Below are 24,959 nucleotides of genomic sequence, written 5' to 3'. Positions count from 1 at the left end.
TACCGGTTCCACTGGACCTACTGGGACTACCGGGGCTACTGGAGCTACTGGAGCTACCGGGACTACCGGTTCCACTGGACCTACTGGGACTACCGGGGCTACTGGAGCTACTGGAGCTACCGGGACTACCGGTTCCACTGGACCTACTGGGACTACCGGGGCTACTGGAGCTACCGGGGCTACTGGAGCTACTGGAGCTACTGGTTCCACTGGGACTACCGGGGCTACTGGAGCTACCGGACCTACTGGAGCTACCGGTTCCACTGGACTTACTGGCTCTACTGGGGCTACTGGACTTACTGGCTCTACTGGGACTACCGGGGCTACTGGGACTACCGGGGCTACTGGCTCTACTGGGACTACCGGGGCTACTGGAGCTACCGGTTCCACTGGACTTACTGGCTCCACTGGGACTACCGGGGCTACTGGAGCTACCGGGGCTACCGGTTCCACTGGACTTACTGGCTCTACTGGGGCTACTGGACTTACTGGCTCTACTGGGACTACCGGGGCTACTGGAGCTACCGGGGCTACCGGTTCCACTGGACTTACTGGCTCCACTGGGACTACCGGGACTACCGGGGCTACTGGGGCTACTGGTTCCACTGGACCTACCGGGGCTACTGGAGCTACCGGGGCTACCGGTTCCACTGGGACTACCGGGGCTACCGGTTCCACTGGACCTACTGGGACTACCGGGGCTACTGGAGCTACTGGAGCTACTGGAGCTACTGGAGCTACTGGAGCTACCGGGGCTACCGGTTCCACTGGGACTACCGGGGCTACCGGTTCCACTGGGACTACCGGGGCTACTGGTTCCACTGGGCCTACTGGGACTACCGGGGCTACTGGAGCTACTGGAGCTACCGGGGCTACCGGTTCCACTGGGACTACCGGGGCTACTGGGGCTACTGGTTCCACTGGACCTACCGGGGCTACTGGAGCTACCGGGGCTACCGGGGCGGCTAGTGTAGGATTAACAAACTATCTATATGTTTTTGATACTACTAACCAATCAATTGCAGTAGGAAGTAGTGTTACTTTTAACACAAATGGACCTATAACAGGAACTGCCCTTAGCCACATCACAGGTACTGGAAATATTATAATTAATACACTAGGAACATATGTAGCAGAGTTTCAATTACAAGCTTCTCGCGAAAACCAATTCTCCCTCGAACTAAATGGTACACCAATTCCAGGTGGGCGTTTTGGTACGGGGTCACCACATTCAATAAATCAAGGTACTGCTGCTTTTACCGTAACAGTTGTTCCTTCAACATTGACTTTAATAAATAACACCTCTTCAGCAGGTACTATCACTCTCTCAAATAGTGATGGTGGCTCTTTAACAAATGTATCTGCAAGTATAAGTATTTTTCAGGTCGGATAATTAATTTGGTTAGAAAAGTAATTCATAAAGTTTACAAATAAAAAAATGAGGCTTCTCTTTTCTAGAGAAACCTCATTTTTTTTATTAAATTTTAAACTGACTCGTATACAGATCAAAATAAAACCCTCTATCTTCCATAAGAGACTCATGATTCCCTCTTTCTAAAATTCTTCCATCCTTTATAACAAGGATTTGATCTGCTTTTTCAATTGTTTTAAGTCGGTGAGCGATTACAAAACTTGTGCGACCTCTCATTAAATTATTTAGTCCTGCTTGTATTTGTAATTCTGTTCTTGTGTCAATATTAGATGTCGCTTCATCGAGAATTAATATATCTGCATCTGCTAAAATTGCTCGTGCAATCGCAAGAAGTTGTTTTTGTCCTTGACTTAAATTCGATCCTTCTGAAGCAATTTCTGTTTCATATTGATTTGGCAAATGCTTAATAAAAGAATGTGCAGATGCTGCCTTAGCTGCAGTGATAACTTCTTCATCAGTAGCATCTAAGCGTCCATAACGGATATTATCCATAATCGAACCAGCAAATAAATACGTATCCTGTAAAACTACTCCTATTTTACTTCGTAAAGAATTAATATCATAATCTTTTATATCTTTTCCATCAATATGAATTTGTCCTTGCTGTATATCGTAAAAGCGAGTTAACAAATTAATGATTGTTGTTTTCCCTGATCCAGTCGGGCCAACTAAAGCAATTGTCTCTCCTGGCTGCGCTTTAAGACTCACTTCTTTTAAAATCGTTTTATTCTCTGCATAGCCAAATGAAACATTCTCAAGTGCAACATGCCCTTGTAAATTTTGTACAACAAATGCGTCTTTTTTATTTTGAATTTCTGGTACCTCATCCATAATCTCAAAAACACGTTCTCCACCAGCAACTGCCGCTTGAATTGTATTCATTAAAGTCGCAAATTGACTTAACGGTCTTGAGAATTGACGAGAATAATTAATAAAAGCCGCAATAACACCTACTGTTGTCATTCCGTTTAAGACCATAACTGATCCAGTCCCAATGACAAGCCCCATACCTAAGTTATTAATAAAGTTCATACTTGGAAAAATAAAAGCTGAAAATGTATCAGCCTTCGTAGCTGAAACTCTTAGCTGTTCATTAATTTTATTGAAATTTTGTACAGTTTCTTTTTCTTTTCCATACAACGTCGTAACATCCGCACCTGTAATTGCTTCCTCAATAAATCCATTTAATTCACCTAAATCTTTTTGACGCTTCGCAAAGTTTTTACCACTATATGCAACTAGTTTTTTTGTAACGTAAAACATAATAGGTACTGTAATTAAAGTTACAATTGCTAAAATCCAATTTAAGGCGAACATCGCAATCGTTACACCTATAAAAGTTAGCGCTGATGAAATAATTTGTACAACACTTTGTGTCAAAGCTTGGTTCAAATTATCTATATCATTTGTCACACGGCTCATTAAATCACCTTGAGAACGCACATCAAAGAACCGTAAAGAAAGCGTTTGGATTTTCTCAAAAATATCTTGTCGTATTTTTTGAATTGTTTTTAATGCAACGTTAATCATGACAAATGTTTGTAACCATGTTAAAAGTACAGTTACACCGTAAATCGCGATAAGTAACATACACATTCTTGCTGTACCACTTAAATCTTTCGGTACAATATATTGATCTATAATGACTCCCATAAAATAGGGACCTAATAATCCAAGTAAAGTAGTAACAACGACTAGAAATATAACAAACATTAGAGCAGCTTTTTGATAGCCCATATAGTTCCATATCCGCATTACAGTTCCTTGGGCATTTTTAGCTTTTCCCATCTTCGGTGTGTTTCGTCCACCTTTTTTAGCAAATTGCCCTTGAAAATTACGCATGTTCTTCCCCACCTTCTTTATGCAAATTACCACCTTGGGAAAGATAAATTTCCTGATAAACCTCACTTCGTTCTAACAATTGTTCATGTGTACCATTGCCAACTAATTCACCATTATCTAATACAAGTATTTTATCCGCATCCATTATGGAAGAAATTTTGGACGCGATTAATAATGTCGTTGTGCCTTTATATTTTGTTTTTAAAGCTGTTTGAATAGTAGCCTCTGATTTTGCATCAACTGCTGATGTAGAATCATCTAATATGAGAATCGGTGGTTTTCTCACAAGTGCCCTTGCAATTGATACACGTTGTTTTTGTCCACCTGATAGATTTGTCGCACCTTGTGTTAAATTATATCGATAAGATTCTTCCAGCTTATTGATAAACTCAGTCGCACAAGCTGATGCAGCTGCTACTTCCAGCTCATCATGTGTTGCATTTTCTTTACCATAACGTAAATTCTCTTCTATACTACCTGAGAACAACAAAGCCTTCTGAGGTACAAACCCTATTGAAGCACGGAGTTTTTGCAAATCATATGTTTTAACATCTATTCCATCTATACATATTTCACCTTGATCCACATCATATAGACGTGGTAACAGTTTCGCTAAGGTAGATTTACCACTTCCAGTTGATCCAATAATCCCTACTTTTTCACCTTTTTGTATGCTAAACGAAATATCCTTTAAAACGTATTCATTATTTTTCGTATAGCTATAACTAACATTTTTAAATTCGATATTCCCCTCGATTTTCTCAGGTTCGATTGCATTAGCTGCGCTTATAATATCAACCTCGGTATTTAACACTTGCTGTACACGATCCGCAGATGGAAAAGCTCGCGCAATTTGAATAAATACCATGCTAATCGACATAAGTGACATTAAAATGATATTCAAGTAATTAATAAATGCCAAAATCGCTCCTACTTGAAGCGTTCCATTGAATACTTTTTCTCCACCAATCCATAATGTTGCGACAATCCCGCCACTTACAACTAGCATAATGATTGGCATCATTAAAGAAATAAGTTGCACAGCTCGAATATTTATCTTCGTTAAATTTGTATTTACATTTCCAAATTGGGCGATTTCGTATTTTTGTCTTACATACGCTTTTATAACACGTACACCAGATAAATTTTCTTGTAACTTTGTATTCACTTTGTCCAATGCCTCTTGCACCTTTTTAAATGTACCACTTGCTTTACTTGCAATTAAAATAATCGCAAGTAATAAAATCGGAACAACTACAAGTAATATTGGAAATAACTCTCGCGCTGTTACAAAAACAATAATTATACTTCCCATAAATAACAGTGGACCACGAACGAGAACACGTAATGTCATCGTCATTGCCGATTGAATGGAAGTGATATCATTCGTCACGATCGTTAATAATTTACCTGTTCCAAATGAATCACGATTATTACTAGAAAATGTTTCTATTTTCGCAAACACATCTTTTCGTATGTCTGTAGCGAAATTAACAGCTGCTTTTGTAGAATACATCATACACCCAAGCCCTCCAACTAAACCGAGTGCTGCTGCTCCTATCATAAGAAGCCCCATTTTTATTACATAATTTAAATCCCGATTTGCAATCCCAACATCAATGATATGTTGCATAATAGTCGGTTGAATTAAGTCCATCGCAACCTCAAGTACCATAAATAGCGGTCCAATAATAGCGAAGAACATGTATGGTTTTAAATACTGTAATAACTTACGAAATGATTTCATACATAATCTCCTTTTCCCATGAAATTACCACTGAATAATTCATATCCCTCCTTATTTAATTGATATTTTTTGTAATTTCTTCATTACTTTTATTATATTATGCAAATTAATATTTAACATTATTAAATGATAAGTATTAATGACTTTCTGGTCAATAAATGTGCTTTATATTATGTAAATACAAAAACCGCATTCTTAATGAAAAGAATACGGTTTTTTCATCTATATTTCTTCAATTGTAAAATTTAAAAACTCAGTCTCAAATCCCTTATTTTTAGAAGGACTACACGTGTAAAAACCTATTTTAATAGGCTCATTCCCTATATCCTCCATTAAATGAGCGATTCTTATTTGTTCCCATTGATGGCTCTTTTTCACATATATTGTATAATCACCGCGTTTTCGAATAATTCGAAAACGAAGTTGTTGCTTAGCTGCTTCAGTTGGATAATCTTGCGTTGACCAGTCAGAATATCCATTATTCGTTACGACAGCTCCTAAATGAGAAGGGCCATCTGGAATATACTCTAATGAAGTTTTCAACCAACACTTTTCCGAAATCATAACAAAAAGACCTGCTTGATCGAATTTTGAATTTGGATTCATACGTAACTGAACTTCAGCTTGAAAGTCTGTCATCATCTCATTATAAAATACATGACCATTCATTACTTCAAAACCATAATGTGTTTTAAGCCAAAAATCGGTTTCTGCTTTCGAACGGACAATAAACGCATGATTATCATTAATTTTATAGTATTCAGGTACATTCATTATAGTGAGTTGCTCAATACGTTCTGGTATATACGATATATTCATAGCTCCTCCATAATAAAGCATTTATATAGACATTTAAAACTCCGCTAATACTGGAAATTTATAACCTTTAAAATCTAACTCTTTATCACTTCGAACCATTAAATACTTGCGAGACTGTAATTCAGTAAACTGTACATCCTCAACCCCTAATTGATCCGGAGAAAAATAAAATTCGATTTCGGTAAACCTTTCATTGATTTCTCCACATAATTCATCTAAAACCGGAAGTACTGGCGCAAATACTCCAAATAATTTCAACTTTTCATTGTCTACTTCATAAACGATTAGAGCATCTAGTTTCTCTGAATAATACAATTTCTCATTCCATTCCGAATCATACATATTCAAATAAAATGAAGGATGGAAGTTTAAAGTTGAAAAACTATTTGAAAGTCTTTGGCTACTATCAATCGTTTCATGTATTAACTGTCTATTCTCTATATTATAGAAATCTAACTTTTTAAGTAGTGAATCGTTATTATTAAGATTTTTATCATATGGTATAGTCATCAAATATTCCTGCACAACTTTAAATCCAAATGCTGTATATAGTTCAGGTTTTTCCGTAAACAATAATGCACATTCACATTTCTTATCGATTTCCTCTATCATTTTACTCATTAATTGTGTCATTAGCCCTTGTCTACGGAAATTAGGGTGTGTCATTACTGATTGAATACCCGCCGCATTTATTTTTTCACCATTAATTAATAATGGGAGTGAAAATGCCGAAACATTTGCAATCACTTTATCTTCTTGTAAAAATGATAAAGCTTTATATGTATCATCCCAATATCCTTTATCCGAAAAATCATTCAATGTTTGAGTTGTAATTCCAAACACTTCTTCAAATAAAGGAAATAACTGCTCTCTTTTCGGTTCTTCTATTAGAAGACTTGCCAATTTTACAACATTCCCCATGTTGTACCTCCAAATGTTAAATTCCATTAAATTAGATATACTTATATGACCTACTCTTAAAAATAGAGGTCTTACCAATCAATATACTATCATAAAACATAAAAAAAAAGTCTAATTAATTTTATGTTTCGACTATTTGAAAATAAGTCGAATAAAAAAATATTAAGATTTTCGGATATTAATTAGTTTATTTTATAAAAATAGCGCTTTCTAATTAGCTTTTACTAATAGAAATACACTATTTATAATAAAATATTTTTATTCTTTTATCCCTTCAAGTCTTTCCTTCGTATTAATTTCTTCTCCACTTATACGCTTTTCAAAAGACTTTCTCCAACTATTTGAAAGTGCATTTACTTCTAATATCCTTTTTACCCCTTCAATATTTTGTTTTTCCTTATGCATGATACGGTTAGCGAATGCTACTGAAACACCTTTTGGATCAGACTGTAGTCTTTTTAAGGTGTCGACTGATGATACCCATCCTTCTTTTAATACACGAAAATAAAATCCTGTATATTCTGTTTCTTGAAAATATAGTGGTAACTTTGGAATATTATATTTTTTTGCTAATTTAAAACAAGGTTGCCTTGGTTGTGTTACCTGTACGATTGCCTGTCCTAGCTCAAACGTATCACCAATACAAACATCCTCTTCGCTCATACCACTAACTGTTATATTTTCTCCGAAAGCCCCATATACAAGATCTTGATTCAATTCTTTTTCCCAGTATGGATAGTGATCACCAGTATAAACACAAACTGCTTTATCTACTCCTCCATGATGAACTAAGTCAGCTTGTCCATCCCCATTAAATTTTACAAAGGATAAATATACCGGTTCCTTTACTTGTTTCTTATTTATGCCTGTATGAATTACCTTTCCGCCGTATGTAACCTCTTTTGGTAATCCTATATTTAAAGATAATAATTGATATTCATTAGCCATTCTATTTCCTCCTTTAAAGGTGTTACATGTATTTTCTCTCGATTAATTTTTACAACCCTCTCTGCTATATAAAGATGATTATAAAACCTTTAAAATCATTGTTCAATTCAATTATTTATATAATAATGATAGGTATAACCTATTATTATACTTGAGGTGATTCCAATCGAATTACGACAACTTGAATACTTTTTAGCTGTTTCAAAAGAATTACATTTCACAAAAGCAGCTGAGAAATTAAATATTTCACAGCCTTCACTAAGTCAACAAATACGTGCATTAGAGCATGAAGTAGGAATGCCACTTTTCGATCGAATTGGTAAAAAAATATCTTTAACTAAAGCAGGGAAGATTTTATTATCACATAGTAAAACCATTTTTCATGAAGTCGAACAAGCTCGTTCAGCTATTCAAGATCTAAACGGATTACAGCAAGGTTCCTTAACAATAGGGGCTTTGTTAACCGTCGTAAATTATTTACTACCAACAGCTATTTTAAATTTTAATAATTTATATCCCAATATAGAGCTTTCTGTATTAGGGCTTCGCACAGGAGATATTCGTGAAAAATTATTACAAAATGAACTAGATATTGGAATCACATTTCTCCCGGTGCATGATAAAGAGATTATCTCTATCCCTCTATACAAAAGCGATCTTACATTGGTCGTGCCCACTGGTCATCGATTAGCTGAACGTAATCATGTATCTATTGCTGAATTACAAAACTATCCTTTAATTCTTTTACCTAAAAATTTCTTTTTAACCGAACTAATTACATCTCATTGTCAAAAATTTAACTTTAAACCAAGACCAATTTTAGAAATTAGCACGATGGAATCTTTAATCCAAATGGTTTCCAAAGGAATGGGAATTACAGTGTTACCCAAACCATATATAGACTTTTTACAAAATAATAACATTCAAGCTATTAAAATAGAAAACCCTACTCCAACAATTGAAATAGGGTTAATTTATAGAAAAGATAAATATATGTGTGCTGCAACTCAAGAATTTATTGAACAACTAAAAAGCACAGTACGTTCTTTCCAAAACTAAAAAAAAGAGATTATCCTATGAAACCGTTTCACAACGATCTAGTAGAATAATCTCTTTTCAAAACAAAGTAAACATTATATTAAACTCTTATAGATTTTAATGTACCTTTTTAGATATTGGAATATATTTAGTAAAATATGCACCAACTAGCAATAATACAATTGAAAATAACCAAGTAAAAGCACCGCCAAAGTGAAACCAATATGCAAACATATTTAAAATTGCGAGTGAAAAGAAGCAAATAGAAGTTAACGCACTTTTCAATCCTTTTATCCCGGTTTTTTTTCTCTTTTGATAAGCAATATACATCGCAATGACAAGAAAAAAGATAAGAATAAATGGTAACATAACTTTTAGCATTGGTAATCCCTCCAGTGTAAATGCACTCTCTTCATTATCATCTTATCTCATTTATCTTTTAGGCATCAATTCATTCTTATCTTCCCTCCAAAAGTCAGTATAAGTTTTATTTTTAAAGTTCACGTTCACCTCGGAAAACGGCATACTTCCTCCAACTTTCAATGAGTACCAGTCGTTTAAAAGTGGTGATCCGAAACAAATCTTCATTGTACGATCATGTAAATCGAATAATACAGAATGTAAAGTTCCAAACCATTCTTCATAGTTATGTACAGTCAGTCCATCAGGATATTCTTCTTCTACTAACTTTTTTAAAGACTCTATGCTCACTTGTTCATATCCATTTAAATGCTCATGTAAAACATGATATCTCTTTGTAGATTGTTCTAATTTCCTATTATTTAATTTCTGAATTGATGAACTAACTGCATGGTTTGTTGATACAATAAAAGCTTGGTTGTCACCATCAATCGTTGTTGTGGATTTATGACCGTCAAATATTTCAATATGTGCTGCGTTTAAAGGATCAGCTACTATTAAATTAATATTACTAGCAATTGGTATTTCTTCTATTAGTGATTTAGCTTCCTGCACATTTTTACATTTCTCCAACAACAATCGAATTACCGCAAAACACTGTAAACCATTTACCATTGGCTTTCTTAAACCTGCAATGTTTCCTACTGGTTGACCACATGCTGAAAATGTAACAGATAATCCATGTTCGTTAACCCCTTCTGTTCGACCAAAATATTGAGTAGAAAAGCCACTATGTGCATACGCACCTTCAACATGCGTCGAGCAAAAACGCATATCATCTATTACTGGTGACAAATCATAATTTCTTAATACATAAGTGTGAGTTGAATCTGTCTTTTTAGGTAATACTGCACAATGACTACAACCTGCTTTCAATAGTGTTTGATAGTAATACATCATATTTTTTGAAGGAATTTTTAACACTTCACAAAAACCTTCAATTTCTTCATTAATTCCAGAACAATATTGATTTAATATATTTCTAGATTCTGTCCAATGGTTATGCGATATTAAGTTTTCTTGCTCTATAAATTGCGGAATAAGATAAGAATGTTGTTTCACAAATTCACCTTGTTGCTTACCAATTTCATAATGACTTCCTTTGAGCGATGAAAAATACCCCTTTACTTGATACATCAAATTCCCCCTCTTATTAAACATATCCATATCGTACCAAATGAATCCCATTCATTCTTGATGTTTTTTACTACCTTACCTTAACTCCATGCCACTTTAAAACCTCCACTAATAATTATTTACTAAATAATTATTTTTTTGTTAATATTGCTACAGAAGCTTTACTTCAAAATAAAATAGTTTAATATCAAATGAGCAAAATACTATATTGAACTTACTCGTAAGCAATCATCTAATTTTTGAGATTAAGAAACTTATTTATCAAAGCAAAAGGAGAATTTATGTATGAGCAATTGCAAACCAATTGATGAATTAACTATTGAAGACCTAAAACAAAACCCCATTTGGGAATGGGCAATAGATGAAGAGGAAAACGAAGAACATGACGAAACATGGGTAAAACCAGCAGCAACTACTAATTTTACAGAGGAGTTAAACGGTTCAATCGTACTAGGCGAACTATTCTTACATAATGGTGAAAAATTCCCTATGATGTGTGAAATTGACATTGAAAATAACGAGGCAGTAATTCGTTCTGTTGTTTATTATAACGAAGCAGAAAATGAGTATATTGCTATAGAAGATATTGTGAAAACGGTCGAAATGCCGTTATCGATTATTATTAACCTAACAATTCATGCAGAATCCAAAACCTTACGCTTCACTGCACATAAAGTAGATATTTATAAAAATTCAATAACGACTAATTTAAATTAAAGTTGGACGAAATAAAGAAAACAATTATTAAATAAAGTGAAGCTTTAATCAGTGGGGGTCTTACTGCCCAGCAAATAGCGGGATAAAAACCGGAAAATCATTATCGATTCCCCGGTTTTTCAAACTAGATTAAAGTATTCCCTTTTCTACTAAAGTCTCTGCGATTTGAACTGAATTCCAAGCCGCACCTTTTAATAGGTTATCGGAAACAATCCAGAGGTGGAATCCGTTTGGCATATCAGGATCTTTACGTATTCTTCCGACAAATGTATCTATTTTCCCTTCTGCATATAATGGCATTGGATACAGCTGTTTACTAGGGTTATCCTGCAAAATAACACCTGGTGCATCCATTAATACTTCCTTAATTTCCGTAACGGTTGCTTCTTTTTCCAGTTCTATATAAACCGATTCTGAATGCCCTGATACAACTGGAACACGTACACAAGTAGCTGCCATTTTCAGGTTTTCATCTTCTAATATTTTCTTCGTTTCTTGAATCATTTTTACTTCTTCAAAAGTAAAATCATTGTCTGTAAATATATCTACTTGAGGCAGTACATTAAACGCTATTGGGTAATGTTTTTTATCTTTTTTCGCCGGTAATATATTACTTTTCACTTCTTCACCAGCAAGCGTAGACTTAGCCTGCTCTTGTAATTCATGAATCGCATGAATGCCAGAACCCGATACGGCTTGATATGTTGAAACGATAATTCTTTCTAAACCGAATGATTTTCGAATCGGCTGAAGTACTGTTACCATCTGTAATGCTGAACAATTTGGAACTGCAATGATACCTTTATGCTGCTTTAAAGTATGCGCATTCACTTCCGGAACAACGAGCGGTACATCTTGCGCCATTCGGTACTCACTTGTGTTATCAATTACAATCGCACCACTAGAAACTGCATGAGTTACAAATTGTCTAGATACTTCTCCCCCAGCGCTAAAAAAGGCAATATCTACACCTTCAAAGCTAGTTGTTTTTGCCTCTTTTATAATTATCTCTCGTCCTTTAAATCTTACTTTCTTACCGGCGGATCGTTTTGACGAAAGCAATGTAACTTCAACTATATTAAACTTCATTTCATTCTCTAACAGTTCAATAATTTTTTGTCCTACCGCACCTGTAGCCCCAACAACAGCTACATGATAGCCCTTTTTGATCATCTTTTCTCCTCCAATATTACCTGAATGAATATTTCTACAATTTCATTTTATACAGAATTTAATCATTTGGAAAATTAAAATACATGATATAATCATTCACAAATCATGATAATAAAAGAGGGATCGCTTATGGAAATGAGACATGTTAAAACATTTTGCGCCATTGTGAAGTATGGTAATTTTTCTAAGGCTGCGCATGCGCTAGGTTATGCGCAATCTACTGTTACAGCACATATGAAAGCTTTAGAGAACGATTTACATATTCCTCTTTTCGATCGGTTAGGGAAAAAAGTGCTACTTACAAAAGCAGGTCATCAATTTCATCCTTATGCATTAGAATTACTTTCAATATATGAAAAAGCGCAAGAAATCCCCCAAAATACAGATTATTTAGAAGGTACATTAAGTATTACATCTAATAAATCATTAGCGGTATACCGATTACCACAATTATTACGTACTTACAAACAGAAAAATCCGAAAGTAAATATCGTACTTGAAACAAACACAAATGAACAAGCATTACAAAAATTACGTGAAGGAGAAACAGACGTTATCTTCATAATTGGAGAAAGTATAGAACATAATGATTTTATTACGCGTACTTTGAGTAATGAAATATTTGGATGGATTTTACCAGATCATTCCGCTGCACATACAAATCCATTCCAGTTATTACAGGACACCCAGTTCATTTTTACAGAACAAAGCTGCGGCTATAGGCCAATGGTAGATCGTTTTTTATGTCAAAGTGGAAATATTCCAGCTAAAACATTTGAAACTTCCAATGTTGAAGTCATTAAACAATCCGTTATGTGTGAGTTAGGCATTTCAATTCTTCCTTATATCGTTGTACAAGAAAGTTGCCAAAAAGGACAACTATGTTTTCAACCTATCGAAACTGCAACAGTTATTCAAAGTTATGTAATCTATCATAAATCTAGATGGATTTCCCCGGTATTACAATCGTTCCTTTCCTTACTTGAACGAGACTAAAATATTAAGACGTACATAGAAAAAGAGTAATTGCCTAATAAGCAATTACTCTCTTTCATTAATTAGTATACTATTTATTAGTCTGTTCCCCACCTACAATTAATTTACTACCTGAATATGTACCTTTGTTCATAAACACTTGATTAATTAATTCTTTTTGCTCAGCTTGCGACATTACTCCTTTTCCTTCTCCTAAATTCCCACTTTGTAATTTCCAAATCTTATTGTGATCCCCATCAACCTTTTCATACTTTCCTTGTTTCCATCGTTCTAAAATTTCTACATATGTACTTCCCTGTACAAGATCATTACTCTTTACAATATCAATTAAGCTTTCAATCCGCTCTTGTGTAATAAAAATATAGCCCCACTTTTGATCAGCTTTCGCTTTTTGATGTGCCATTTCATGTAATGCTGTCTGTATGTTCTCATCTGTCCATTTAAAATTTTTATTAAAACCACTATTCGGCAATGAATAATTTCCATTTTCTAAAAGCTTTGCATCTTCTGCTTTTACGTTACTATCAGCTAATACTTCTACTGCTGGAGCAGCTGGTGATGCCTTTTTCGCAGCTGGTTTACTATTATTTAAATAATGCAGCATACCATATGTTAAACCTACTCCAATTACCGCCATACCAGCTATAACACCTATTATTTTCAAAAATGTTTTCATCTCGCTTGTTTCCTCCCAAATATCTCCGTTCTGACTACCTAATTATTTCTTATATAAAAACTGTTACTTCATTCAAAATATCGCATCCCATCCCCTATCATATTATTTATATATACTTCCTCATATTGTATTTCTTTTTCTTTAAAATTGAAAGATTATTCTGTTAAATAATGAAAATATTCTACAAATTTTTCCTTTATATTTATAAAGAAACAAAAAACAACGAGGGCGTTCTACAACACTCGTTGTTTTTACTTTATGCACGATTTTCTTTTAACCACTTCGTAATAGCATCTAACTTCGAAACATCAAAACGTCTTTCTTCACACACGTTCAAATTTTGTGAGTTTCTCACTATTTCTAATTCATTATTTCTTACACTTTTTGCCTCAATTAATTTACAATACCCATCTGTAACAGTATTTAAATTTTCATAATAACGCTGAAACGATTTTGATATATGTAAATGTTTTTCAAAGTTTCTTCTTCTTTTCGTCTCATCAGATACTTTCCGCTTTCTAAGTTCTTCATCGTTCGTATATAAATAAAAATATTGATCCGGAAAGCCAATTTCCCTATTTATCATCTTTTCTTTATAAAAATTTTCTATTAAAGATAATGGCTGATTAAATATATCAAAATGAAAACACCAATTATAACTAAGTGGCTGATAAATATCGCCATCGAGTATTACTAATTCATATTGCTTTGACTTCTGAACAGCTATATTCCAGCGCTCAACTTGTTTTTCAAAATACCATGTTCTATGTTCATTTTTTGGCCTTTCAAATAAAGAATTCACTTCAGGTATTATATAAGCACCATAATTCTTTTCTAATTCACGGCACGTGGTACTTTTACCAACAGCGCTTGCTCCCTCAAATGCTATTATCCCCATAGTTTCTCCCTCTTTCATTAACTAAAATTTCGTTGTTTCGCTTTTCTTCCCCATAACTTTCTCCATAAAACAATTGAAGCGACAGTGAGCATGATTGTTGTAATGATACTACCTTCAATTCCGAACGCGCCTCCATGCAATGTTTCTGGTCCATTTGTTATAGACTTAAAAATTGGAGTAGAATATACAGTTGTGCCACTAACTGCAAAACCATATACATTATATTGAGCCCAGTTCCAAATTGAGTGCCATGCACATATTCCCCACAGACCGTCTTCTTTCAATACATATAAAGCTGCGAAAACACCCACTAATATTATATTCAATATAGATAATATTGTAATTCCTGGATTAAGTAGATGAAGAAATCCAAATAAAAATGAAGTTACAATTATTCCAACCCATATACGACTTCTAACAGAAAGAACCGGGAATAACCAACCTCGTACAATAATTTCTTCCGTAGCCCCTTGTATTAAAAATGCAACTAGAGATCCTGCTATTCCTACTATCACTGTTGAGGTAATATGTTGTACTTGCAATTTCACACTCCCCATTAATAATAGTAGAATAACTGGCGTTGAAATAAATAAAAACCCTATTAACGCACCTTTTAAATACTTTCTCATCCATTTCTCTTTCCAAAAGCCAATGGATGAAAAAGGTCTTTTTTCTACAAAACGAACCCATATAAATAAAATAAATATAGCTCCGCCAAACGTTAACACCATTCTAACATTGTCATAAATACCTTTCATGAATATCGTTTCAGCTTTCGGTAAAAATAACATAAATAACATAAAAAGTTCGCCTAAAGTCAAAAATATAATGGCTAATATTACAGCAAAGACTGGATGGACCTTTTTTCTCCCTGCTTTTGCTGCTTCAATTATTATAAATGAATTATTTTTCACTTTCTTTTCTCCTTTTATAATATTTAACTACCAACAGTAACCAACCATATTTTACCACAAAAAATATATTATTAATATTTACTCTAAGTTTTTCTTACATGATTTTGCATAAATCCCAATTAGGAATAATATATAAATAAAAGAGGTGCCTTTGTGCCTTTACTATTATCACCCAGATTACTCAGTGGTATTACCAGCACTTGCTATTTCCCACCATTTGTTGTAAGATAGTAATTAAGGTCAATTTAACACTATATTTTCTTTGCATATTATCAAGTATCAATCAGGGACAGTTTGTACTCCTTATGGGTTTTTGATAATATGTGAAATTTTATTTTCATTCAAATAAGGCCGATCATATTGTAATTTTTCTACTTTTAGGAGGCATTACCATGACATTAACAGGTAAAGTAAAATGGTTTAACAGCGAAAAAGGTTTCGGTTTCATCGAAGTTGCAGACGGTAACGATGTATTCGTTCACTTCTCAGCTATCACTGGCGACGGCTTCAAGTCTCTTGACGAAGGTCAAGAAGTTAGCTTTGAAGTTGAAGAAGGTAACCGCGGACCTCAAGCTAAAAACGTTGTAAAGCTATAATTCAAACAATAAAAAGGTTGTTACCAGCAAGGTTAACAACCTTTTTAATATATAACTAAAATTTTTTACATAAAAGGAGTGGTTACATGTATCGCAATCGAAAGAACGATGTAGCAGAAGTACCACCAGAACAAACCCCTGTTTGGGAATGTGAATCAGAGGATTGTTTAGGATGGATGAGAAAGAACTTTTCATTTGAAGAAGAGCCTAAATGCCCTTTATGTAAAAGTAGCATGAAAAGCGGAGAACGTTTATTACCTAAATTAGGTTAATTTATAATAAAAAAAACCTCTTTTAATTAAGAGGTTTTTTTTATTATAAATTTATGTCCTCAACATCAGTTCGCACTATAGAATACAACAATGCATCGTGTTGCTTATTTCCTTGATGAATATATCCGCGCAATAGCCCTTCCTTTTGGAAACCAATTTTAGATAACATTCTACAAGAAGTAACATTTTCAGGATATGTAATAGCTCCAATTCTAAACAAACCTAAATCTTTAAATCCATAATCAATAATTTCTCCAGCTGCTTCTGAAGCATAACCATTTCCCCAATAGCGAGGATGCAGATCATATCCAATCTCAGATCGTTTACTCCATAATTGTAAATTGTTTAGTCCAATTGTTCCTATTAAAACGTTCGTTTCTTTTAACACAATTCCCCATCGTATTGCCTTTTTCTCAAAGTAATTTTTTGAAAAAGATTCAATCATACGTGAAGCTTGTCCAAACTCCGTAAAAGAATTCATACCGTAGTAACACGTCACTTCATCCAATGAAAAGATTTCATATATTTTTTGACAATAAGATTGTTCTATTTCAACTAAACGTAAGCGTTCTGTTTCTAATATAGGAAATGCCATAGGATCACTCCTTTCTCTCTACTCATTCATTATATCAGAAAAAATATGTATAATTAGTAAAGTCCTTATTGTTCCATAAATCAAACATTTCTAATGGCACATTCTCTCTTAATTCTATATACACAAATTAGATACCTTCTGATTGCACCTCAAACATGACGCTATAATTTCCATAAATCGAATTTTAAATTATCAAGAACTGTAAAGAAATTGTTTCTTCATTTTCTCCTTCTAAACAACCAACCTACCCATACATTTATGGTAAAATATAGTTAATATTTATTTTATTGTGGAGGTGAAGATTTCCTATGTATATATTCATCGGCTTATCCCTCTTACTCATATTACTTATTTTTTTATTCGCAAAAAAATTCACACCAAACTCATTCATGATGACTAGCTTTAAAGGTAATAGCTTTAGGACATTTTCAATCGGTATTTTAATCGCTGCCATACTCTCACTTTCATATGGAACTTATCATGCGGTAACATATCAACCTAGTTATTTAGATATTAAATTAAAAAATCAAAACTATACTGTTTTCGGTAATGTAGGCGAATTCGGTTATTTCTCCGAAGAATTATTAAAAAAAGATACAGAAGTACAACTATATTTCGTCTCTTGGAAAACAATACAGTTAAAAAATCCGGTAATACTTATAGAATATCCTTCAGGAAAACAAGAAACATGGAAGCCAAATATCGTATCAATACCGGTAAATAAATTACAAGAAAAACATGATATAAAAGATATTTATCAACTATCACCGTATTCATTTAAAGAGTCTGGAGAAATAACATTAACAATAAAAGAAAACAATGTAAAAAACAATACAATTTCCATTCAAATAAAATAAATAAAAACTGTTCCTCCATTTTGCTGAAGGAACAGTTTTTATTTATTCTACAGTATTATTTATTTAATGTAGCCATTATTTCATTGGCTATATTCTTTCCATTTCCAATACACGCACCAATTCCGACACCATAATATGAGGCACCAGCTAAATATACATTTGGATAAAGATTCGTCATTTTTTCTTGCAATGCTTGAACCGCTTGATTATGTTCTAAATGATATTTCGGCATTAAATCTTTCCAATTTGTAACTTCGACTACTTCTGGCTCACCTTTAATTCCGAGACTCTTTTCAATATCATATAAAGCTACTCGTACTAATTCTTCTTCACTATAATTTTTGATTGTTTCATATACCGGATTGGTGCTCTTATAAAACATTCTTACTAATAATTTTTGTTTACCCGATGTATGTTTCCACTTTCGACTTGTCCATGTACAAGCATCACAATGTAAATCACTGTTTTCCGTTACAATAAACCCTGTGCCGTCAGCTGGTAGTTGTTCATCTAGTATGTCAAATCCTAAGTAAATACTTATAAGAGATGAGTTTTTAAATGTATTAAACTGCTCATTTAACTCATTAGACTGTAATAAAGTTTGTGCTATATCATGCGGAGCTGCTAAAACAACATAATCAGCTTGTATTGTTTCATGATTTACAAAAGAAATCTCATATCGATCTTCTTGTTTACTTACAGCCGTCGTTATAGCACCTTTTTTTACGACAGTTTCAGTGAGCACTTCTTCTAAGCGATTAATTATCGTAGATAGTCCACCTTTAAATGATACGAATTTTTTATTTCCTGCTGATTGAAATTGTTTTTTATTCTCTTCAAAACCTTTAATAATACTTCCATACTTATTTTTATAATCCAGTAAATACGGTAATGTAGATGCCATTGTAAGCTCATTCAACTTACCAGAATATACGCCTGAAAGTACAGGAGCAATTTGTCTTTCCACTAACTCTTTCCCTAAGAAACTTTCTAAAAATAGAGCAAGTGATGTATCTTTCGTAAACTCTTTATTTTTCGTTATGAAATCTTTTAAAGCTACGATTTTCCCTTTCGTTGAGACTAGCGTACTGCTAAACAAAGACTGGGTGCTCATCGGTATCCCAAATATAGTATCAGAAGGAATCGGATGTAACATGTTTTCAGAATATATGTAAGAAATACCCGTTTCATTATATACCATTTCATCTTCTAAATTTAAATCTTTTACAAGTGGCATAACATATTCATTACGAGCAACGATTGAATCCGCTCCTGACTCCATAATGAAATCCTTTTCTTCCACACTATGGATTTTACCACCTAAATACTCTTCTTTCTCAATAAGAATTAAATTTAAATCGATATTATAATCCTTTTTTAATTTTTCTAAATAAAACATAGTAGAAAGTCCCGTTATACCTCCACCGATAACAACAACTGTTTTCATATGTGCTGCGCTCCTAACCGATACAATTAATAATTCCTTTTTATTATAACCAAAAGTCCTTATATTCGACTAGCAAGTTGCGCATTCTGTAAGAAATTAGACAATATATTTGAATATATTTTCAAATTACCTAATAAAAAGAACTATAACATATACAAACCACGTCATAGTTCTCTTTATTTTAAAAACATAAAGTAATTGATTAATTTGTCTAGTTCTTGACTCAATGCCAATACTTTTTCATGTTGAATTCCATAATCCGATACTAAGTATAAAAGTTCTTCTTTTTTTATTTCAATTACTTTTTCCAATTTCGCTAGTTCCATGTCGTTTTACATCTCTCCAAAAATAAAATGTATGTATTTCAGTATAGCCTACTTACATAATTAGTAAAAGTAAAATACGCATGTAAAATCTTACATATTTGAAAAAATAATATACTACTAACAAAAAAAGAAACTAGATTAAGCTTCCTTTTACAGATTATTGACGTTCATTAAGAATGAATAACATATCGGAATTTTTCTAATGTTATATCTTTATAATTTGGAGCTCTCTTTATATGATTAAAATAACTAGCAATTGCAGCTGCTCCAAAATGCGCATGCCAAATATCATTTGTTTCTTTTTTACATTGAGAAATAATTGAAAGGCCGCCTTTTAAAATACTTTTGTTTTCCATTTTCTTTCTCCTCTAGTTAAAATCACTATATTTTCATCCTAAAGATGGTGTCAGTACAAATAAAATGTGATTCGATTCATCACTTTTATTCAAAAATCGATGCTTCACATTTGGTGGAATACGTACAACATCGCCTTCTTCTAAAAAATATTCTTTTCCCTCCAATTCTACGTACACTTCCCCTTTCATAATAACAGCAATCTCTTCCTTATCTTCATGGGAATAATGACTTTCTGTTGTGTTTGCTTGTTTATTTAAATCCATCATTAACATTTCAATACGTGCTTTCATAAAATCAGGTGTTAATACATCATATACAATGTGATCATTGTTTTCCCGATATACTTTTTTTCGATCTTTTTTCTTAGAAATGAGCGAATCTGTATCGATATCATTAATAAAAAGTGTAAACAGCGGTACATTTAATGCTTTTGCAATTAACTCCAAAACATTTAAAGAAGGATTAGCATGTCCTCTTTCAATTTGGCTAATTAGTGATGTACTAATCCCTGCATAATCAGCAAATTCACGAATTGTCATATTATTTTTCTTACGATAACTTAATACTGTTTGTCCAAGCCTATCATGTATCATAGTAAAACTTCCTTTCGTCCATCATAATGCATATTTCATTGTCTTTGTGCTGACATACTAAACAAAGGCAAATAATCCTTTCCTATTATCTCCGGGACTTATATACTTACTTTTGTACATTATATCGCATTAAGTTTATTATAATAAACATTCTATCGGAGGGACAAACTTTGAAATCACCTATTCTTTCATATTTCATCTTATTTTTTGGTGTATTCGCCTTATCAACTTCAGCAATTTTTGTAAAATTGGCAGATGCTCCTGCGACAATCATTGCTTTTTACCGATTATTCTTTGCCACACTGATCCTGTTACCGTTATTACTATTTAATAAAAATAGTCGAAATGAGCTAAAAACTTTAACGAAAAAACAATGGACATTCGGATTCACATCTGGGCTATTTTTAGCTGCACATTATGTACTATGGTTTGAATCATTACAATATACTTCTGTAGCAAGCTCTACAGTTATCGTAACGTTACAACCTTTGTTCTCAATGATTGGTGGTTATTTTTTATTTAAGGAGAGATTTACGAAAGGAGCGGTTATTGGTTGCCTCATCGCTATTTCAGGTAGTATCATCATTGGCTGGCAAGATTTCAAAATTAGTGGAGAAGCTTTATATGGAGATATTTTAGCATTTATCGCTGCCGGTATCATTACTGCTTATTTTTTCATTAGCCAACACGTTCGTAAAGATTTGTCACTTATACCATATTCGGTAATTAGTTATGGAAGTAGTGCTGGCTTTCTTAGCATATTTGCTTTCATGCAACAAGAATCTTTCATCCATTACTCTACACAAACTTGGTTGTGCTTTATTGGATTAGCTTTCATTGCTACAATTTTAGGACAAACCATTTTTAATTGGTTATTAAAATGGATGAGTGCTACTGTAATTTCAATGAGTATTTTAGGTGAAACAATTGGCACTTGTATGCTAGCGTACTTTATATTACATGAGACTATTTCTTTACAACAAGGACTAGGAATTACCGTTATTTTTATTGGTTTAGTATTATTTTTATTACAGCCAAATTCTAATGAAAAAGCATGACAGTATACTGTCATGCTTTTAACTATTCATTATGTACAATTAAACCATTCGGTCTAAAACGACTCATCATAATTTCATTAATAAACTTTCCGTGAGCTTTCAAATTCCCTATCTTTACTCCCTCTTCTACAAATCCAAATTTTTCATATAAAGCTTTTGCTTTTGGATTCGTTTCTAACACACCTAGTTCTACTCTCTCTAACATTAACCAATTATCAGCCAGATCAAGCATCTTCATAAGAAGTGCTTTCCCAATTCCTTTATTATGATATTCACTGTCTACCCCAATGAATAAATCGCCTGAATGAGATCTTCGGCCCGGACTTTGTGTTAAACCTACAAATCCAACAACTTCTCCATCATATTCTGCAACAAATTCAAATTGATTTGGTGCTAAATTTCGAATTCTATTTTCCATAGCTTCTACAAGCATGCTAGGTAAGAAAACCATATACGGTAAAACGTCATCCTGTATACATATACGATGAATTGCTCTAGCATCTTGTATTTCTACTGCTCTAACGTTGATCCCCATCTTTCTCTCCTCCATATAAATAACAATATATTTGTTTGTGTGTATTCTAGAAACGTGTATGAATGACCTTCTCACTCGTATTTCTTTATGTCATTTTTACATAATTATTTCGATATAATACTTAATTTCCAAAAAGATTAACAACTATATGGATTTGGTTAACTTTTCGCCTCGTTATATAAATTAAGCAAATTTTCAATTGGAATACCATTTAGTTTCATGCCGACTATATTACAATTTTCTATTTCAATATTTTTCAGATTACTATTACTTATAGTGCTGCCTTCCAAATCACATTTATCGAATACAATAGGTTCCTTCTCATCTCCGAGACTTGTATTTTTAAATTGCACTCCACCTAAAGTCACCAAATTAAATTTACTGCCAGAAAGATTTAAATCTGCATATGATGACCATCTAAAATTTATATTTCTAAACTTTGATTGACTTACATTACAATTACTCATATTCATATTTATTATATTGCTACCAACAAATGAACTGTTTTTTAAATTCACTTGATAATACCCTGTATTCGCTAAATTACAGTTTTCGTATTGACTATTTTTCATATCTTTATTTGTAACTACACTCTCTTTGTTTGAGCTTGTTTTTATTCTTTTCACGTAACAATACTCATCTTCCGATTCAAAAATCATTTGGTAGCCCATCTTTTTATAAAAGTGATGATTATTAATTTGTCTACTAGATGTTTCGAGATCCCAAATCTTTATGTTTGGATATTCCTTTTCTATTAATTTCATAACATGTGATCCAATTCCTTTTCCTTGATAAACAGGATCTACAAAAATACGATCAATTCGACCGTACGACTTACCAGAAATCGTAACTATTATCCCTCCAATTATTTCTTTATCCATTACAACTTTGAAAGAATCCAATTCTTCAATGGAATATTCCATCATTTCAACTGAAGAGTACCCTGGCGGTTGAATGTTATAATCAATGACATCATCTTGGCCGTATAGCCATTGTTTTGCTTCTGCATCAAATGTTCTTTTCATTATTTCTGTTAATTTCTCAGCATCTAAAATTGTAGCTTTTTCTATAGATATTCTCGTCATTTTCGTTTTCCCCTTCATTATTACAAACCAACCATTTTGTGAATGCCATAATTATCAATTCACTTTTATTTTTAATACTTTTCCCATTATTACATATGGAACATCATTTTTACTTGGATGAAATGGCTCTAAAACATTTACCCAATCTAATCTTTCATATAACGAACGTGCTTTTTCATTGTTTATTTGTGTTGTTAAAACACTCGTTCTATTTGAAAGCCCTTCTAGTAATTCATTATGTAATTTCGTTCCAAGACCTTTATTTTGATATTGTGGGTGAACTGCTAACTCTACAAATTCAAAACAATCTTGCAACCATTCGTCTACTTGCTCTAGATGTAACGCTTCTCTCATTAATTGATTATAGTACTGTCCCTCGATTGAGCGATAACCATAAGTAAAGCCAACTACTTCATTTTCATCATTTATTGCTACTATACCTTTAAAACCTGTATATTCTATATGCCTATTCATTCGCTCGATCATTTCATTGAAATTTATTTTCTCAAATACTTTACAATACAATTTTGCCATATCCTCAATTAAGATTTCATCTTTTTCAATGCTTACGAATTTCACTTTATTCCCCCCTGTTAAACATTTACATACTTAAAATTTTAAAAACAAAGAAAATTAATACTAATCACTCTCTTTACTATTAAACTACAAATCATCCTATATTTTCCACAATTACTTAGTATTAATGAATAAAAGAAGAGACCATGTAATATCAACATGGTCTCTTCTTTTATTCATTTTCAATTTTATTCCGCTATTTGCCGGGCAGTAAGACCCCCATCTCAAAATTCAGCGAAAGCAAAGAAGTTAGGTGGCGGTCGGGCTAATAATCAGCGGGGGCTGACACCCCACTGATTAAAGTTTCACTTTATATAATTAAAAATTAGATATTACTTAAGCCAATCGTTGCAAGTGTTACTTAACTGCTGTAAATCTTCTATAAATTGACTCGCATCATATCCATCACAAACCGAATGATGTACTTGCAATGAAACTGGTAGCATAACCTTATTTCCTTCGTTAAAATATTTCCCACAAGTTATAATTGGCAATAGAAAATTTCCATCATTATTAATATTAAGATTAAATCCAGTAAAACTAGTCCAAGGTATGCTAGAAATCGGAAATACATTAGGAGGAATATTTTCTTTCGTGAAAAGACCATGAACACTAGCATAGCATCTCATATCGTCTTCATAATTTTTATAGAAAGTGCGGAAATCACTTGAATAATCCGTCCATATACTTGAAAAAGACTTATCATCTTTATGAAAGATTGTATAACTCGGTATCATTTCCTCCCAATAGCCTAAAACTCCTTCATCGTTAAAACATGTTCGAAATTTTTTATGATTATTTACTACTCTAGAAATTAAATATATAAAAACGGGATAAAATTTTATTCCCTTTTGATATACTTTCTCTAATAACATCGTGATATCAACATTAACAGTCATACTAAATGTACATTTCAACTTTAAATAATGCTCAAAATACTGCTCTCTATTCCAATCTTCTCTATCAATTACATGAAACTTCATT

The 24,959-nt window shown here is 33.1% G+C and carries 28 protein-coding genes; 7 read left to right on the top strand and 21 right to left on the bottom strand.

The window, feature by feature from the left end:
• From ACS2CR_RS05760 to ACS2CR_RS05735, 6 genes are all read right to left on the bottom strand, one after another.
• The coding region (locus ACS2CR_RS05760; protein WP_438906058.1) for a hypothetical protein at positions 1-921 on the bottom strand (921 nt) is incomplete at its 3' end.
• Positions 922-1,477: 556 nt separating this feature from the next.
• The gene (locus ACS2CR_RS05755) at positions 1,478-3,274 is read right to left on the bottom strand and encodes an ABC transporter ATP-binding protein (RefSeq protein ID WP_053512240.1); all 1,797 of its coding nucleotides are present in this window, start codon (positions 3,272-3,274) and stop codon (positions 1,478-1,480) included.
• Positions 3,267-5,021, bottom strand: a complete 1,755-nt coding sequence (locus ACS2CR_RS05750; RefSeq protein ID WP_000834788.1) for an ABC transporter ATP-binding protein — start codon at positions 5,019-5,021, stop codon at positions 3,267-3,269. Before ACS2CR_RS05750 ends, ACS2CR_RS05755 begins: the two co-directional genes overlap by 8 nt.
• A gap of 222 nt (positions 5,022-5,243) precedes the next feature.
• Positions 5,244-5,840 (bottom strand): DUF1349 domain-containing protein, encoded by a 597-nt coding sequence (locus tag ACS2CR_RS05745; protein ID WP_053512241.1) that lies wholly within the window; start codon positions 5,838-5,840, stop codon positions 5,244-5,246.
• Between the two features lie 33 nt (positions 5,841-5,873).
• A complete protein-coding gene (locus ACS2CR_RS05740; RefSeq protein ID WP_153602422.1) occupies positions 5,874-6,761 on the bottom strand; it encodes a GNAT family N-acetyltransferase in 888 nt (295 codons plus the stop codon).
• A 258-nt stretch (positions 6,762-7,019) separates the two neighbouring features.
• Positions 7,020-7,709 (bottom strand): MOSC domain-containing protein, encoded by a 690-nt coding sequence (locus ACS2CR_RS05735; protein ID WP_153602421.1) that lies wholly within the window; start codon positions 7,707-7,709, stop codon positions 7,020-7,022.
• Positions 7,710-7,865: 156 nt separating this feature from the next.
• Here ACS2CR_RS05735 and ACS2CR_RS05730 point away from each other — a divergent pair, with 156 nt between their 5' ends.
• A complete protein-coding gene (locus ACS2CR_RS05730) occupies positions 7,866-8,768 on the top strand; it encodes a LysR family transcriptional regulator (protein WP_053512243.1) in 903 nt (300 codons plus the stop codon).
• Between the two features lie 96 nt (positions 8,769-8,864).
• On the opposite strand, the gene ACS2CR_RS05725 is transcribed toward ACS2CR_RS05730, so the two are convergent.
• Both ACS2CR_RS05725 and ACS2CR_RS05720 read right to left on the bottom strand, forming a co-directional pair.
• Positions 8,865-9,128: a hypothetical protein gene (locus ACS2CR_RS05725; protein WP_000921852.1), complete on the bottom strand. Its 264-nt coding sequence runs from the start codon at positions 9,126-9,128 to the stop codon at positions 8,865-8,867.
• A 51-nt stretch (positions 9,129-9,179) separates the two neighbouring features.
• Positions 9,180-10,304 (bottom strand): C45 family autoproteolytic acyltransferase/hydolase, encoded by a 1,125-nt coding sequence (locus ACS2CR_RS05720; RefSeq protein ID WP_044584451.1) that lies wholly within the window; start codon positions 10,302-10,304, stop codon positions 9,180-9,182.
• Between the two features lie 285 nt (positions 10,305-10,589).
• Between ACS2CR_RS05720 and ACS2CR_RS05715 the strand changes: the two genes are divergently transcribed.
• Positions 10,590-11,021, top strand: a complete 432-nt coding sequence (locus ACS2CR_RS05715) for a hypothetical protein (protein WP_000063764.1) — start codon at positions 10,590-10,592, stop codon at positions 11,019-11,021.
• Between the two features lie 129 nt (positions 11,022-11,150).
• On the opposite strand, the gene ACS2CR_RS05710 is transcribed toward ACS2CR_RS05715, so the two are convergent.
• Positions 11,151-12,194, bottom strand: coding sequence for an aspartate-semialdehyde dehydrogenase (locus tag ACS2CR_RS05710; protein WP_053512244.1), 1,044 nt, complete (start codon positions 12,192-12,194; stop codon positions 11,151-11,153).
• A 129-nt stretch (positions 12,195-12,323) separates the two neighbouring features.
• Here ACS2CR_RS05710 and ACS2CR_RS05705 point away from each other — a divergent pair, with 129 nt between their 5' ends.
• The gene (locus tag ACS2CR_RS05705) at positions 12,324-13,190 is read left to right on the top strand and encodes a LysR family transcriptional regulator (protein WP_153602420.1); all 867 of its coding nucleotides are present in this window, start codon (positions 12,324-12,326) and stop codon (positions 13,188-13,190) included.
• Between the two features lie 70 nt (positions 13,191-13,260).
• On the opposite strand, the gene ACS2CR_RS05700 is transcribed toward ACS2CR_RS05705, so the two are convergent.
• From ACS2CR_RS05700 to ACS2CR_RS05690, 3 genes are all read right to left on the bottom strand, one after another.
• Positions 13,261-13,866: a PRK06770 family protein gene (locus tag ACS2CR_RS05700; protein WP_053512246.1), complete on the bottom strand. Its 606-nt coding sequence runs from the start codon at positions 13,864-13,866 to the stop codon at positions 13,261-13,263.
• Between the two features lie 256 nt (positions 13,867-14,122).
• The gene (locus ACS2CR_RS05695; protein WP_002005064.1) at positions 14,123-14,782 is read right to left on the bottom strand and encodes an AAA family ATPase; all 660 of its coding nucleotides are present in this window, start codon (positions 14,780-14,782) and stop codon (positions 14,123-14,125) included.
• The gene (locus ACS2CR_RS05690) at positions 14,782-15,678 is read right to left on the bottom strand and encodes a CPBP family intramembrane glutamic endopeptidase (RefSeq protein ID WP_053512247.1); all 897 of its coding nucleotides are present in this window, start codon (positions 15,676-15,678) and stop codon (positions 14,782-14,784) included. The genes ACS2CR_RS05695 and ACS2CR_RS05690 overlap by 1 nt, the downstream gene beginning before the upstream one ends.
• Before the next feature lie 392 nt (positions 15,679-16,070).
• Here ACS2CR_RS05690 and cspD point away from each other — a divergent pair, with 392 nt between their 5' ends.
• Complete coding sequence (gene cspD, locus ACS2CR_RS05685) at positions 16,071-16,274, top strand: cold-shock protein CspD (RefSeq protein ID WP_000176366.1); 204 nt, start codon at positions 16,071-16,073, stop codon at positions 16,272-16,274.
• Between the two features lie 86 nt (positions 16,275-16,360).
• The gene (locus ACS2CR_RS05680) at positions 16,361-16,546 is read left to right on the top strand and encodes a cold-shock protein (protein ID WP_000286203.1); all 186 of its coding nucleotides are present in this window, start codon (positions 16,361-16,363) and stop codon (positions 16,544-16,546) included.
• A gap of 43 nt (positions 16,547-16,589) precedes the next feature.
• Here ACS2CR_RS05680 and ACS2CR_RS05675 read toward each other — a convergent pair whose 3' ends face one another.
• Complete coding sequence (locus ACS2CR_RS05675; protein WP_000885387.1) at positions 16,590-17,141, bottom strand: GNAT family N-acetyltransferase; 552 nt, start codon at positions 17,139-17,141, stop codon at positions 16,590-16,592.
• Positions 17,142-17,449: 308 nt separating this feature from the next.
• On the opposite strand from ACS2CR_RS05675, the gene ACS2CR_RS05670 reads away from it, so the two are divergent.
• Positions 17,450-17,998 carry a hypothetical protein gene (locus ACS2CR_RS05670; RefSeq protein ID WP_000275250.1) on the top strand — a complete coding sequence of 183 codons (549 nt, stop codon included), beginning with the start codon at positions 17,450-17,452 and terminating at the stop codon, positions 17,996-17,998.
• A gap of 55 nt (positions 17,999-18,053) precedes the next feature.
• Here the strand turns inward: ACS2CR_RS05670 and ACS2CR_RS05665 are convergent, their stop codons facing one another.
• The 4 genes from ACS2CR_RS05665 to ACS2CR_RS05650 all read right to left on the bottom strand — a co-directional run bounded on the left by ACS2CR_RS05665 (position 18,054) and on the right by ACS2CR_RS05650 (position 20,721).
• Positions 18,054-19,445 (bottom strand): protoporphyrinogen oxidase, encoded by a 1,392-nt coding sequence (locus ACS2CR_RS05665; RefSeq protein WP_053512248.1) that lies wholly within the window; start codon positions 19,443-19,445, stop codon positions 18,054-18,056.
• Positions 19,446-19,621: 176 nt separating this feature from the next.
• On the bottom strand, positions 19,622-19,771 hold the full coding sequence (locus ACS2CR_RS05660) for an aspartyl-phosphate phosphatase Spo0E family protein (RefSeq protein WP_000417698.1): 150 nt from the start codon (positions 19,769-19,771) through the stop codon (positions 19,622-19,624).
• 170 nt (positions 19,772-19,941) lie between these two features.
• The gene (locus ACS2CR_RS05655) at positions 19,942-20,127 is read right to left on the bottom strand and encodes a hypothetical protein (protein ID WP_000428904.1); all 186 of its coding nucleotides are present in this window, start codon (positions 20,125-20,127) and stop codon (positions 19,942-19,944) included.
• A 33-nt stretch (positions 20,128-20,160) separates the two neighbouring features.
• Positions 20,161-20,721 (bottom strand): helix-turn-helix domain-containing protein, encoded by a 561-nt coding sequence (locus ACS2CR_RS05650; protein ID WP_000581029.1) that lies wholly within the window; start codon positions 20,719-20,721, stop codon positions 20,161-20,163.
• 170 nt (positions 20,722-20,891) lie between these two features.
• Between ACS2CR_RS05650 and ACS2CR_RS05645 the strand changes: the two genes are divergently transcribed.
• On the top strand, positions 20,892-21,779 hold the full coding sequence (locus tag ACS2CR_RS05645) for a DMT family transporter (protein WP_000841812.1): 888 nt from the start codon (positions 20,892-20,894) through the stop codon (positions 21,777-21,779).
• A gap of 22 nt (positions 21,780-21,801) precedes the next feature.
• On the opposite strand, the gene ACS2CR_RS05640 is transcribed toward ACS2CR_RS05645, so the two are convergent.
• The 4 genes from ACS2CR_RS05640 to catA form a co-directional block, all read right to left on the bottom strand.
• A complete protein-coding gene (locus ACS2CR_RS05640; protein WP_153602419.1) occupies positions 21,802-22,314 on the bottom strand; it encodes a GNAT family N-acetyltransferase in 513 nt (170 codons plus the stop codon).
• 158 nt (positions 22,315-22,472) lie between these two features.
• On the bottom strand, positions 22,473-23,417 hold the full coding sequence (locus tag ACS2CR_RS05635; protein ID WP_002061342.1) for a GNAT family N-acetyltransferase: 945 nt from the start codon (positions 23,415-23,417) through the stop codon (positions 22,473-22,475).
• Positions 23,418-23,453: 36 nt separating this feature from the next.
• Complete coding sequence (locus tag ACS2CR_RS05630; RefSeq protein WP_000673961.1) at positions 23,454-23,978, bottom strand: GNAT family N-acetyltransferase; 525 nt, start codon at positions 23,976-23,978, stop codon at positions 23,454-23,456.
• Positions 23,979-24,307: 329 nt separating this feature from the next.
• The gene (gene catA, locus ACS2CR_RS05625; protein WP_053512249.1) at positions 24,308-24,958 is read right to left on the bottom strand and encodes a type A chloramphenicol O-acetyltransferase; all 651 of its coding nucleotides are present in this window, start codon (positions 24,956-24,958) and stop codon (positions 24,308-24,310) included.
• Between the last annotated feature and the right edge of the window lies 1 nt (position 24,959).

The sequence above is a fragment of the Bacillus cereus group sp. BceL291 genome (genome assembly GCF_051776705.1).
Classification (GTDB): domain Bacteria; phylum Bacillota; class Bacilli; order Bacillales; family Bacillaceae_G; genus Bacillus_A; species Bacillus_A cereus.
The sequence above is the reverse complement of the archived record's forward strand: the minus strand, read 5'-3'. Positions and strand labels throughout refer to the sequence as shown.